The following is a 13,927-nucleotide window of genomic DNA, read 5'->3' as shown; positions in this document are numbered from 1 at the left end:
TCAGGTTAAAATCTTTAATCCTCAGGCCATTTTGGCTTCATAAGGTTATTTGCTTCTTGACTTCATTTGAAGTAAAAATTTGAAGTTAATATTTATTTGTAAATTTAGCGATCTAAATTATTTAACTTTTATTAACGCTGACTTTTCTGGAAATTAATTAATAGTGCAGGCTAAAATGATTTTTGAACTAGATTATGATAAATATTTTCAAGATCTTGAGTAAATAATTCTGTATTATAAAGTGTTGATGTTTCTTTAAGTTTATTCAATTTAGATTTTAATCTAAGAATTTGTTCAGGGTTGTTAGCAATATGCAAAGCTTTTTCTTCGTATTCACTTTCACTATAAGTAATTAATTCGGTTAGTCCTATTGATGTTAATAGGCTAGCAGATGCTCTTGCAGCAAAACTTTGACCTATCTTTGTAAGTACAGGTAACCCAGCCCATAATGCATCGGAAGTGGTTGTACCTCCATTGCAATTAAAAGTATCAAGTGCCAAATCTCCGAGAGAGTATCTAGCTAGATGTTTCTCTAATGGTAAACTATCAGCGAATATTAATCTGTCAGGATCTACTTTTAGTTTTCTTGCTTCCTTGTATAAATTATTCATTGACCATTGATTTGATTTATATAACCAAAGAACACTTCCTTCAATTTTTGTAAGTAAGTTCATCCATATATTAAATTCTTTCTTTGTGATTTTATAATTGTTATTAAAACAAGTAAATATAAAGCCTTGATCTGGAAGTTTAAAATCTCTACGGAATATAGACTCTTTAGAAATTTCTTTTTTATTATCGTTACATTGAAAGCAATTTGACATTCTTATTATTTTTTCGGAATAAAACTTTTCATTCTCTTTAGGAATTATAATTTTATCAGCGATTATATAATCAATAGTATCAGAGCCAACAGAGCCAGGAAAACCTATGTAATTGATTTGTATTGGCGCCACCCTATATGAGAATATAGGCATTCTATTATGTTGAGTATATCCCATTAGATCTACTGCAATATCTAACTTATCATTTCTTGCTAATTCAACCGCTTCGATATCATTTAATTTTGTTATGTTTCTAAATATGCATCCAGATTTTTTTGCTCTTTCAGTATATTCATCTTCTTTTCTTGTAAATGAGTATAAATAAATTTTAAACCTAGATTTATCATGCATCTCAAGTAGAGGAGCGATTAATTGCATTACAGGATGATTACGGAAATCAGCAGAGAAATAACCTATGTGAATTATATTTTTTTTGGAAGATTTAATAGGTTTTATTGGTCGAGTATATTTTTCTTTGTAAAATCTTTCAGATCTTTTTAAATGCTTTAAAGGATTATCTTCTAATGAAAATAATCCCCAAGGGTTAATAGATTTTCCTTTTATACCAATTGATTTAAGCCATATATCATGAGTCTTTTCATCACTCCAGTCGCATATAGTGCCTTTGGTTTTAATTAAAGCAGTCTTTGCTGTTGATAATTGAGTATTCGATTTTAGTGCTTGATTATATTGATTTATGGCATCACCGAAATTACCAAGATCTTGGAATATATTCCCTAGATTGTAATGAGCTTCTGCGAAATCAGGTTGGATTTTAATTGCTTTGCGGTATGAGAATTCTGCTTCTTGCAGGTTGCCGAGATCTTTTAATATGAGTCCAAGGTTTGAATGAGCATTTGCGAAATCAGGTTGGATTTCAATTGCTTTACGTATTGATATTTCTGCTTCTTGTAGGTCGCCAAGATCTCTCAGTATGTTCCCCAAGCTGGAATGAGCCTCTGCAAAATCAGGATTAAGTTCAATTGCTTTACGAGTAAATAATTCTGCTTCTTGTAAGTTGCCAAGATCTCTTAAGACATTTCCTAGATTGTAATGAGCCTGAGCGAAATTAGGATTAAGCTCAATCGCTTTGCGTTGCCAAATTTCTGCTTCTTGTAAGTTACCAAGATCTCTCAAGACATTTCCTAGATTGGAATGGGCCTGAGCGAAATTAGGATTAAGCTCAATCGCTTTGCGATGCCAAATTTCTGCTTCTTGTAAGTTGCCAAGATCTCTTAAGACATTTCCTAGATTAGAATGGGCCTGAGCGAAATTAGGATTGAGTTCAATCGCTTTGCGATAAGTGAATTCTGCTTCTTGTAAGTTGCCAAGATCTCTTAATATATTTCCTAGATTGGAATGAGCCTGAGCGAAATCAGGATTAAGTTCAATCGCTTTACGGTATGAAATTGCTGCTTCTTTTAATTTTCCTAGATTTTTCAAAACTATTCCATAATTATAAAAAACTCTGTGATCTTTAAAACCTTTATTTATTAAATATTGATAATTTTTTGCTGCTTGTAAAATATTTCCTTGTGAATGAAATTGAAATGCTTGATTAATTAGTTGTTCTTCAGAACCTTTTGTGACGCTATTCGTAGGAAGAGTTATGTTCTCTTTGATTTCTTCTAGAGTAAATGGAACTGGGATTGTTTTTATCTCAGATATTCCTTTCTTTTTATCCTTTTTTCTCTTAGTCACATCTATTAGTTTTATGAGTAATATATGAATGACAATTATAACTTGGATTAGCGTTTAACTTCGAAAAGAAACATGTCTCATTAAATTAAGCAGGAGATAGTCCCTGATTAAAGAGAAGTGATTAGTCTAGATCTATTGAAAATAAAGGCGTTTTAGCTAGTGAAGTATAATGTTTACAGTATTTTAGATTGATTTAGGTACATTCATGTCAAAAATCTGGGACCATAGCTCAGTTGGTGGAGCAAAGGAATGGAATGCAGAAGGCTAATTATCCAAAATCATTAGAATCACTAAGATTCCTGGTTAAATTATAAAGTATTATCTCACAACTTAACAATAAAAATCTAAAAATCTTATTAATCAATCCTATACATTCTATTAGTTTGATTTTAGTATTTTTATTTTTAGTAACCTAGCCATGAATTAAGATAAAGAATAGCTATTGAAGTAGTGCAATTATCCAAAATTTTAGCTAGTTAAGACGTTTAATTCAATTATTATTATTATTATGTTTTTCAGTTAACTTAGTTATTACTTTGGCTGTCTATATTGGTTTTCAGATTCACAAACTCAATCGAAGAGATGATCGCTGAGAACTTCTAAAGGATACTCAAGTGAATAAAGTCATGTTCTCTGTTTTTTTACTATCGCAAAGGAATGACTTCCATCTTTTAATAATAGAAAAGAATCAAGCTTTTGATTCTAATACATTCTTTATTTATGGGTTGGCATTGTGTTTGCATATGCTCCAGAGGGAAATAAATCTAAATTGCATGGAGCTGGGATATGAAATAGCTAATAAACAAAAGATGGATCTAAGACCATGTTTCGCTGCGCTGTTGTTTGCTCAAGTCCATAGCTGCACCGAGGTAGCGACCCAGTAACCGAATAATACAAATTAAGAAGAAAAGGACAATCTCGAAGGATCAGAGCCAAGTTATTGGGATTGTTTGTTCAACACTTTGAAGAGACCATATTCAGCGGCCGAAAATTGTGCGAAAGTACTCTTGAATCTTTTACATGGGATGTGATAAAGCTGCTAAAAGTAATCTTAAGTGGTGTTGCTGCATAAGTAAGACAAGTGATTTGACTGGATGGATTTGTAGCCTAGACCCCCATAATAATATAGTTAGAGAAATTTAATCATAAGGATTAGATAGTTGAATATCTTTAATGCTTGAGTTCTTGATCATATTTAGAAAATAGTTAATAAAAAGTATAAGACTATAAATAGATATTCTCTTGATTTTTTATTTGTGTAATTATTATATTTCTAGTAAGTTTATATCAATCATAGACATAGTCGATTATTTTACTATAATCTTAGTAAAATAATTTAATAGTGTACAATTTTATTCCAAAAAATAAAAGAATTTTCATAACTGGTGGTACTGGTTTCTTAGGAAGAAGTCTTATTGAAAGGTTGTATAAAGATAATGAACTTATCATCTACTCTAGAGATGAGGCAAAACATTATTCTTTAAAGGAAAAATATCCAAATATTCATTTTGTTATAGGAGACATTAGAGATAAAGAGTTATTAAAGAGATCATCTAAAGGTGTAAATATTGGGATTTTTGCTGCAAGCTTAAAGCAAATCAGCTCATGTGATGAGAACCCGGAAGAAGCATTAAAAGTAATAGCAAATGGCGCTATCAATAGTAAACATGTAGCAATTGAAAATCAATTTGATGCCGCTACTTTTATCAGCTCTGATAAAAGTAGAGCTGCGACAACTATATATGGTAGTTTGAAATATTTTGCAGGTGAGCAATTCATATTGAAGAATAATTATGAAAGATATTGTAATACAAATTTATCTACAATGATCTATGGGAATGTTCTTAATTCTACAGGTAGTATTATTCCAATGATTTGGAAATCAATAAATTCAAATACAGAATTAACTTTATTTTCCCAGGACATGACGAGATTCATTATTGATGTTGATGAGGCAATTGATTTAATATTTAAAGGAATATCATACGACCAAGTATCAATTATTCCTAAATCAAAAAGTTTAAAAATTTTAGATTTGTTTGAGATATTTCATGAGAATTTTAATTTGAAATTTAATATAGGTTATCCTAGAATTGGTGAAAAGATCCATGAGGTTTTAGTCTCAAAAGAAGAAATAACAAGATTATCTAATTCAGATTGTGGAACTTTTTATATTTTAAAACCTAGTCTTCCAAGATTAAAATCAGATTTTTCTCAATTAATAAAAGGAGATTATAGCTCAAAAGATTGTTTGATTTCAAAATCAGAACTGAATAAAATTTTAAGGAAATTTAATTATTTTAAATTGTGAGAACATGAAGATCGCAATAATTGGATCCTCTGGAATGCTGGGGAGAATTGTATTAAATTATTTTCTTATGTTTGCGAAGCATATTCAATTAATAATTCCAAAAAAATACAATTTTGATATGAAAGATGAATTTTTAAGCTCATTAGAAAATGCTGATTTCGTTATAAATTGCTCTGGAGCTATTCCTCAGAAGATATCTGATTCTAAATCTATTACTACAAAAATAAATTATTTTAAAATCAATTATTTATTACCAGAATTATTACTTGAAAACAATTTCAAAGTTATACACCCCTGTTCTGATGGTGTTTTTAAGGGAAGTCCATATTTAGCTCCTTATGGAATAGACTCGTATTATGACTGTGATGATTTATATGGTAAAAGCAAGGTAAGTCTATATTCCAGAAATACTTACCTTCTTAATATTGATCTGATAAAGGTTATTAGGGCATCCATAATAGCTTCTGATAAATCTAGCAATTCATTATATTCTTGGACATTATCTAAAGTCAAATCATCCCATTTAATATTTGGATATATTAATCATTTTTGGAATGGTATTACTGCTTTAAAATGGGCAGAAATAGCTTTGAAAATAATTAATAACTTTGATTCTTTCCCTCCAATATCTGTGTATGGGACCAATACGATATCTAAATATGAACTAATTAGAAAAATACTTATTGTTAATAAATTTTCCCCAGATAAATATCTCAAACCTATACAAGCTAAACATACTTTAAATAGATCGTTAATTCTTGGTGAAAATAACTTTGGAGATATTTATAATTTATTAGTTGAATTGAAAGAATTTGAGGATTTGATTAATTAACAGTGCAGGCTAAAATGATTTTTGAACTAGATTATGATAAATATTTTCAAGATCTTGAGTAAATAATTCTGTATTATAAAGTGTTGATGTTTCTTTAAGTTTATTCAATTTAGATTTTAATCTATGAATTTGTTCAGGGTTGTTAGCAATATGCAAAGCTTTTTCTTCGTATTCACTTTCACTATAAGTAATTAATTCGGTTAGTCCTATTGAAGTTAATAGGCTAGCAGATGCTCTTGCAGCAAAACTTTGACCTATCTTTGTAAGTACAGGTAACCCAGCCCATAATGCATCGGAAGTGGTTGTACCTCCATTGCAATTAAAAGTATCAAGTGCCAAATCTCCGAGAGAGTATCTAGCTAGATGTTTCTCTAATGGTAAACTATCAGCGAATATTAATCTGTCAGGATCTACTTTTAGTTTTCTTGCTTCCTTGTATAAATTATTCATTGACCATTGATTTGATTTATATAACCAAAGAACACTTCCTTCAATTTTTGTAAGTAAGTTCATCCATATATTAAATTCTTTCTTTGTGATTTTATAATTGTTATTAAAACAAGTAAATATAAAGCCTTGATCTGGAAGTTTAAAATCTCTACGGAATATAGACTCTTTAGAAATTTCTTTTTTATTATCGTTACATTGAAAGCAATTTGGCATTCTTATTATTTTTTCGGAATAAAACTTTTCATTCTCTTTAGGAATTATAATTTTATCAGCGATTATATAATCAATAGTATCAGAGCCAACAGAGCCAGGAAAACCTATGTAATTGATTTGTATTGGCGCCACCCTATATGAGAATATAGGCATTCTATTATGTTGAGTATATCCCATTAGATCTACTGCAATATCTAACTTATCATTTCTTGCTAATTCAACCGCTTCGATATCATTTAATTTTGTTATGTTTCTAAATATGCATCCAGATTTTTTTGCTCTTTCAGTATATTCATCTTCTTTTCTTGTAAATGAGTATAAATAAATTTTAAACCTAGATTTATCATGCATCTCAAGTAGAGGAGCGATTAATTGCATTACAGGATGATTACGGAAATCAGCAGAGAAATAACCTATGTGAATTATATTTTTTTTGGAAGATTTAATAGGTTTTATTGGTCGAGTATATTTTTCTTTGTAAAATCTTTCAGATCTTTTTAAATGCTTTAAAGGATTATCTTCTAATGAAAATAATCCCAATGGTGGAATAGATTTTCCTTTTATACCAATTGATTTAAGCCATATATCATGAGTCTTTTCATCACTCCAGTCGCATATAGTGCCTTTGGTTTTAATTAAAGCAGTCTTTGCAGTTGATAATTGAGTGTTCGATTTTAGTGCTTGATTATATTGATTTATGGCATCACCGAAATTACCAAGATCTTGGAATATATTCCCTAGATTGTAATGAGCCTCTGCGAAATCAGGATTAAGTTCAATTGCTTTACGAGTAAATAATTCTGCTTCTTGCAGGTTGCCAACATCTTTTAATATATTTCCTAAATTGTAATGAGCAAGAGCGAAATCAGGTTGGATTTCAATTGCTTTACGTATTGATATTTCTGCTTCTTGTAGGTCGCCAAGATCTCTCAGTATGTTCCCCAAGCTGGAATGAGCCTCTGCAAAATCAGGATTAAGTTCAATTGCTTTACGAGTAAATAATTCTGCTTCTTGTAAGTTGCCAAGATCTTTTAATATGATTCCTCGATTGTAATGAGCAAGAGCGAAATTAGGATTAAGTTCAATTGCTTTACGAGTAAATAATTCTGCCTCTTGTAAGTTGCCAAGATCTCTTAAGACATTTCCTAGATTGGAATGGGCCTGAGCGAAATCAGGATTAAGCTCAATCGCTTTGCGATAAGTTAATTCTGCTTCTTGTAAGTTGCCAAGATCTCTTAATATATTTCCTAGATTGGAATGAGCCTGAGCGAAATCAGGATTAAGTTCAATTGCTTTACGAGTATATGATTCTGCTTCTTTGAATTTCCCTAGATTTTTTAAAATTGATCCATAATTAGAAAAAATCTTATGATCTTTAAAACCTTTATTTATTAAATATTGATAATTTTTTGCTGCTTGTAAAATATTTCCTTGTGAATGAAATTGAAATGCTTGATTAATTAGTTGTTCTTCAGAACCTTTTGTGACGTTATTCGTGGGAAGAGTGATGTTCTCTTTGATTTCTTCTAGAGCAAATGGAACTGAGAAAGTTTTTACCTTGGGGCTGTTTCTATTTTGATCTTTCTCTCTTTCAGTCACATCAATTAATTTAAGCTTGATCCGATGTTAATAGCTTATATGCTCTTTCAGCACTTTTGCCCTGATAATTTGTATTAAAAAACTCTTCTCTTAAGTGTTTCATGAAAGTTTCTTGTTAATTATTAAAAATAATTATTTTAGCCAATGGTTAGAAATTAAGAGTTCATAAGCTCTTTTTGCACTATCACCCTGGTAACTTAGATTAAAAAATTCTTCTCTTAGAGGTTTTATAATAGAAGTTGGTGGATGATTTTGGAGACAATAATTGCAAATAGAGCCTAGATTCTCTAATGTTGCTATTCTATCAGGGAAGAAAGATTTAAAGTAATCCTCACTTGATGAATCGCCTAAGTATATATCATTTTTAGATTCTAATTTCATATCTAAAAATGCAAAATTTTTGTTTAAGTAAAGAGCTCCAAACATTGAGCCTCCATAATCAAATAACATAAGATCAGCAAGCGCATATAGTTGAACATTGTCATCTTCACTGTCGTCTATATAGTTAAAATCTGAAGTAAAAAGTTTTTTATAACTTTCTGGATCATATATTTTCATATTGGGATGAGGTCTTACGACTAAATTATATTCACCTCTTAAAGACGAGATTGTTTTAATGTATTTGTCTACTGATGACAAATTACCCCAGGTTGTAAGCCATACAATAGTTTTCTTTTTAGGATCACATTTGAATTTTTCAAGGAGGTAATCCTTCTTGAAGCCAGGTTTAAAGTACTTATCGTACCTTGGATATCCCATCTGAGATGTAGGTATTTCATGCTTTATCTTGAATCTATCTTCGTGGTATGGGCCATAGCATAATATTCCATCATAGTATTTGTTCCAATAGGAATCAATTTGATATTTATTTTTTCCTGCAGCATACATATAGCGTATATTTTTTTTGCCAAATAATTTGATAACTGGCGGAGTTCTTTTTATTTCCTGATTGTTTATAATCTCACTAAATTTGTACACTTGACTACCAAGGTTTGATACAAGTTTGTCGTAAAATAAATTATTTTCATGAAGTTCTTTTACTGACCTTATTTTTATATCATTTTTATTTAAAACCTTACGGATTTTAAGTATAACTTCCTTTTCAATATTTTCAGTGTAAGGAACTAATATTTCAAAAATGCTTGGATTTATTTCTATTATTGGTCTAAAATGATTAAATATAGTATAGCTATAAATATAAAATGCTGTTTTATTTATTAATCTTGCATTCTCTCTATATGATTTTACAAATTTGTATGAAGGATTAAGTTTAATTGCATTCCATTCTGAAATGCTAGATTCCTTTGGTTTTCCTAAATCAAATAATATTTCACCAAGTTTTATATGATATTCATCTAAATCAGATTTTATTTTAATAGCTTTACGAATTGAGATCTCAGCTTCTTTTAATTTACCAAGATCTTTAAATATGCTTCCCAGATTGTAATGGGCATTTGCATAATTAGGTTTGATTTCAATAGCTTTTTGGTAGGACAATCCCGCTTCTTTTAATTTACCAATATCTTTTAATACATTTCCCAAATTTGAATGTGCATCAGCTAGATCAGGTTTGATTTTAATAGCTTTACGAATTGAGATCTCAGCTTCTTTTAATTTACCAAGATCTTTAAATATAATTCCCAGATTGGAATATGCCTCCGCAAAATTAGGATTAAGTTCAATGGCTTTACGAATTGATATTTCAGCTTCTTTTAATTTACCAAGATCTTTAAATATAATTCCCAGATTGGAATATGCCTCCGCAAAATTAGGATTAAGTTCAATGGCTTTACGATAGTAAAACTCTGCTTGCTTTGCTTCCCCAATGCTTTTTAGAATTACTCCATAGTTTGTAAAAACCTTCGCATCCCTGAATTCATTTTTGATGAAATGTTGATAATATTTTATTGCTTCTGAAATATTTCCTTGTGCATGAAATTTATATGCCTGATGAACAATTTGTTCTTTAGATGGTCTTACAGGGATATTATTGGAAATACAAATATTGTCTTTATTTTCTTCTAAAGCAAATGGAACTGTGAATATTTTCATCTCAGATCTTCCTTTCTTGTTATCTTCTTTTCTCTCGGTCATATCTATTGTTTTTATAGAGATTCTATTAATGAGAATTATAACTTGGATTAGGTTTTAACTTTCAAAAGAAATTTATCCCATCATATTAGGTAGGGGATCATCTCCCTACAAAGGTAACTAATTGGTCAAGACCCATTAAAAATAAGGATCTATTAATAAGCAAACACTACCCTTCTGGTAAAATTTCTTTTGATTATGGAAAATGGAATGAATTAGAGTTGTACAAATCTAGATCAGAGGGAATATCTACTTCTCCCCAGATACCTTCATAAGCGATTGTTTTAATACTTAAGGATTTAGAAATAAGAAGATATTTAAGAAAAGTAGTGACATCAATAGTGTCTCTTTTATAATCAGGAAGATTATAAAATATCTTTTTAAATATAGAAAATATTTTAGGTGTGAAACTAATAATCCCCATGTATTGGCCACATGCATTGCTTAGACAATCTAATGGCTCTCCAATATCTTTTAAAAAGCCTGCATTATCAATTGAGAAGGTCTCTGCATCAAAAGTTGGATCTTTAAAACGTTTTTTCCAAAGTTCTTTCCAACAAGAGCTATAAAGGATTGATAAATCTTTTTGATTTAGAAGAGATTTCAATGCTAATGAGTCATAAAAGATATCAGAATATGAAATAATTGCTGGATTTTCATTCAATAAATCTTTAGCAGTCATAATTGATATTAGCATATTACTTTTTAGCCAATTTGAATTATATAAAAGAGTTGCTTGAGCTTGATAAGCATCAAATAAATGAGAATTATAACCAGTAATAATATAGATTTTATTTATTCCTGCACGAAAAAATGCATCAAGTTGATATTCAATTAATGGCTTACCTTTTATTAATAGTAACGCCTTATGATTGTTTTTAGTAATCCAACCAAGTCTACTTCCTTTACCAGCCGCTAAAATAATTCCTATCATAAAGAAAATAAAGATCTTATTATTTTCTTATCCATTGGATGAATATTTTTATCTCTTTCGGGGTGCCACATACATCCATGCCAAGGTAATGTCTTATGAGAAATTGACTCAATAGAATTATCATTAGATCGATAAATAACCTTAAAACATTCTGGTAAACTGTCTATTGCAAAAGTATGGTATGAATTTACTTTTCGTGAACTAATGTCATTAATTTTATGTCTTTTAGCTAGATGTCCATCGACAGATCTCAGGGTCCCTCCAAAGAAAGAAGATATCATTTGCATTCCTCTACAAATTCCTAATACTTTAAGAGATTTGTCTTTGGCGATATTTAATGCTTCAAGTTCTACTTTGTCTCGCGTTATGTCATTTCCTATAATATCTCCACCAGTAAGTAAAAAACCATTTACAGAGTGATACTCACAATATTCATTTATCATATGTGTTTCCATGTTAGGAAGGAGAATATAATTAGATATAGAAAGAGTACTAAAAAGCTTAATCCAATCTCTAGAGATTGAATCTCTTTGTTCCTCGTAACCGATAGCTGAGGAAAGTCTAGTAGATACAGCGATTGTAAATTTCATTCTAGTAAGAAATTGTTCTTGATAAACAATTAAGATCAGTCGTTTTTTTCTGTAATAATTTTTTATAGGTATTTTCTCCGCATCCAATAGCAGCTGGTATATTTAATTCGGCACATCTAACTGACATATGAGAATTAGGTCCACCAAAGCAAGTAATTAGACCTGCTATTTCACGTGTAAATATCCAATCATAGCCTGGATCAGCATTTAATATTAATACTATTTTTCCATATAAGTCTTCACTGCAGTCTGAGTATTCATTAAGGGCTATTATGTCGCCTGATACAATAGATGATCCAATGAATGATGGAGCAGAATCGCTCATAGTTCCAACATATATATGTTTAGGGTCTGTTAAAATATGTGGAAGCTTTATATTTAGGCAGTCTTTATAATGATCTTTTGAAGATTTAATTTTCTGAGACAAATTAGAAAAAAGGTCTTTTGATGTTGAGTTATTGGAAAGATAAATAATATCACTCAAATCAATAAAAGAAAGATCTTCCTTGGAAAACCCTTGAAGTTCTCCCCAACGAGTTAAAAGAGTTAATGCGTAAGAAAGTAGTTTTGTAAATTCAAATTTAGCTTTCTCTCTCAATTTTATTGACTCGGAAATATAGAAAAACAATTGATTTGACGAAATAGTATTATTGCAATAATTATCTAAGAGTTTATTAATAGAGTTAATTTCGTTAATATTAAACTCAAACTTTATTGAATTTATTGGCTCTTTAATTGATTTTGACATCGAAGTAAATAGTTTTTCTCTTTCAGCGTATGTAGGAGAGCAGATATCATAAGTTGATGGACGTAAATGGCCATATTTTAATATGAATTTCCCATATGAATTATTCTTAATCAAAACATCGTTAAAATCTTTTATTAGTTCCGTAGTAACTCCTTGGATTGACTGTCTAAAGCTATTAATACGAGATGATGATATGCATTGTGATTCCTCTATTGAGCGTAATAATGATTCCGCAATAAATCCATGTCTAGCTAATATCGAAAAAGTGTAAGTCCCCTTTGATCGACATAAGTATAAAGTATCTATGAAATTACTTAGTATTTGATTTGGATGATTCGATTTTTCTAAATTATCAATTTTTTCTTTATAATTAGTTATTTCATTAATGGAGTCTTTTTCTCTCTCAAACTTTGAAGAACAAGAATTCTTTATTAGTGACAATGTTAATGAGTGGAGTTTTTTATAATAGTTATTAAACTCTTCCTCTCCTAGGCATTTTTTTAATACTTCCGAATTATTATTTATGAAGCTAAAATCAGTACAAGTTGTAGCAACTTCGAATTCGATTTTGTCATGTAAGTGTCTATTCTTCTCTAGCTTTTCAATCCAATAATCGACAAGTGATTCCCCTATTAAATCAGGTAAATTTGATGGTAAGAAGGAATTAAAACTTTTTCTTATATCGATGTAAGGATTATTCCCAACTGAGTACATTAAATCTTTATTAAGTAATGATTTATATCCCATTGATGCGCGTGCTTCATTCCATATCGATGATGTAATCAAAAATTGATACAAGCTTCTAGCAAGTGGCTTTGGGGAAACTCCAATTATTTCAGCAGGATTCCAGTCAGGCATCATTCCAAACATTGTTTTTTTGCCAACAATTCCAGAGCCTTTGATCGATAATCTGTCTAGATATTTTTTTAAAATAGGTAAAAGGTTTTTAACAGAGTTTTGAACATTTGGATGCCATCTTGATGAACAGGTTATCAAACGAATTTGTAATGTATAAAAATTACCTTTATTATCAGTCGCAAATTCAATATCAAGTGGACAGCCTTCAAAGAAAGATTCAATCTCTTTCACCATGTTTAAGATGCCAATTATCCTTGGAGAAGTTACTGATTTTTCAGGTGAATTTAAATATACATAAATTGTTTTAATACCTTTTCTACCTGATGTGACACCAGAAGAATCTATCTCACTTTCTACATAATTGATACAATAATAAGGTGCTCCTGAAGAAAGGTCTCGTGTCATAACAACTCCTGAAAGTGCTATGTAAGGAACAAACTGCTGGACAATTATTTGATTACCGCTTGAAATCTCCATAGAGTTTGAAACCATAAGAAGGGATTTGGATAATTCTTTATACGAGAAATTTTCTTGTAATGGTAAAGATAAGTAAAGCCCTGCTTTTGATTCATTCTCTGTATCCTCTTGTTCACAACTAGAGCGTATTATTATTTTTTTATTTTTAAAATGACTTAATATTTTTTCTATTACAATATTTAGATTATTAATTATCTCAACTTGATCAAAAACAATAAATTCTGGAACAGATGACTTAGTTAGATAAGGTTTTATTCTTTTTAATGTTTCTGCTTTTGAACCAAGTTTCATTATTTTTT

The 13,927-nt window shown here is 29.9% G+C and carries 8 protein-coding genes; 2 read left to right on the top strand and 6 right to left on the bottom strand.

Annotated features, from left to right (window positions below; translation table 11 throughout):
* Positions 1-170: 170 nt before the first annotated feature.
* Positions 171-2,525, bottom strand: coding sequence for a tetratricopeptide repeat protein (locus AC6EIZ_RS05085; RefSeq protein ID WP_498512913.1), 2,355 nt, complete (start codon positions 2,523-2,525; stop codon positions 171-173).
* A gap of 1,342 nt (positions 2,526-3,867) precedes the next feature.
* On the opposite strand from AC6EIZ_RS05085, the gene AC6EIZ_RS05080 reads away from it, so the two are divergent.
* Positions 3,868-4,836 (top strand): polysaccharide biosynthesis protein, encoded by a 969-nt coding sequence (locus AC6EIZ_RS05080; RefSeq protein WP_498512912.1) that lies wholly within the window; start codon positions 3,868-3,870, stop codon positions 4,834-4,836.
* A 4-nt stretch (positions 4,837-4,840) separates the two neighbouring features.
* Positions 4,841-5,668, top strand: coding sequence for a Rossmann-fold NAD(P)-binding domain-containing protein (locus AC6EIZ_RS05075; protein WP_498512910.1), 828 nt, complete (start codon positions 4,841-4,843; stop codon positions 5,666-5,668).
* Positions 5,669-5,677: 9 nt separating this feature from the next.
* Here the strand turns inward: AC6EIZ_RS05075 and AC6EIZ_RS05070 are convergent, their stop codons facing one another.
* The 5 genes from AC6EIZ_RS05070 to AC6EIZ_RS05050 form a co-directional block, all read right to left on the bottom strand.
* The gene (locus tag AC6EIZ_RS05070; RefSeq protein ID WP_498512908.1) at positions 5,678-7,930 is read right to left on the bottom strand and encodes an O-linked N-acetylglucosamine transferase family protein; all 2,253 of its coding nucleotides are present in this window, start codon (positions 7,928-7,930) and stop codon (positions 5,678-5,680) included.
* A 132-nt stretch (positions 7,931-8,062) separates the two neighbouring features.
* A complete protein-coding gene (locus AC6EIZ_RS05065) occupies positions 8,063-10,024 on the bottom strand; it encodes a tetratricopeptide repeat protein (protein WP_498512906.1) in 1,962 nt (653 codons plus the stop codon).
* Positions 10,025-10,217: 193 nt separating this feature from the next.
* A complete protein-coding gene (locus AC6EIZ_RS05060; protein WP_498512904.1) occupies positions 10,218-10,955 on the bottom strand; it encodes a phosphocholine cytidylyltransferase family protein in 738 nt (245 codons plus the stop codon).
* The gene (locus AC6EIZ_RS05055; protein WP_498512902.1) at positions 10,952-11,545 is read right to left on the bottom strand and encodes a gamma-glutamyl-gamma-aminobutyrate hydrolase family protein; all 594 of its coding nucleotides are present in this window, start codon (positions 11,543-11,545) and stop codon (positions 10,952-10,954) included. Before AC6EIZ_RS05055 ends, AC6EIZ_RS05060 begins: the two co-directional genes overlap by 4 nt.
* 1 nt (position 11,546) lies before the next feature.
* A complete protein-coding gene (locus AC6EIZ_RS05050; protein ID WP_498512900.1) occupies positions 11,547-13,919 on the bottom strand; it encodes a PEP-utilizing enzyme in 2,373 nt (790 codons plus the stop codon).
* Between the last annotated feature and the right edge of the window lie 8 nt (positions 13,920-13,927).

The organism is Prochlorococcus sp. G4PB16, from assembly GCF_059772465.1.
Note: the sequence above shows the minus strand (reverse complement) of the source record. Positions and strands in the feature narration are given on the sequence as shown.

What these genes read in the sequence shown, in the direction of transcription:
- AC6EIZ_RS05075 (WP_498512910.1), top strand. Translation starts at nt 4,841, where the DNA reads ATGAAGATCGCAATAATTGGATCCTCTGGAATGCTGGGGAGAATTGTA.
- AC6EIZ_RS05065 (WP_498512906.1), bottom strand. Translation starts at nt 10,024, where the DNA reads ATGACCGAGAGAAAAGAAGATAACAAGAAAGGAAGATCTGAGATGAAA.
- AC6EIZ_RS05060 (WP_498512904.1), bottom strand. Translation starts at nt 10,955, where the DNA reads ATGATAGGAATTATTTTAGCGGCTGGTAAAGGAAGTAGACTTGGTTGG.
- AC6EIZ_RS05055 (WP_498512902.1), bottom strand. Translation starts at nt 11,545, where the DNA reads ATGAAATTTACAATCGCTGTATCTACTAGACTTTCCTCAGCTATCGGT.
- AC6EIZ_RS05050 (WP_498512900.1), bottom strand. Translation starts at nt 13,919, where the DNA reads ATGAAACTTGGTTCAAAAGCAGAAACATTAAAAAGAATAAAACCTTAT.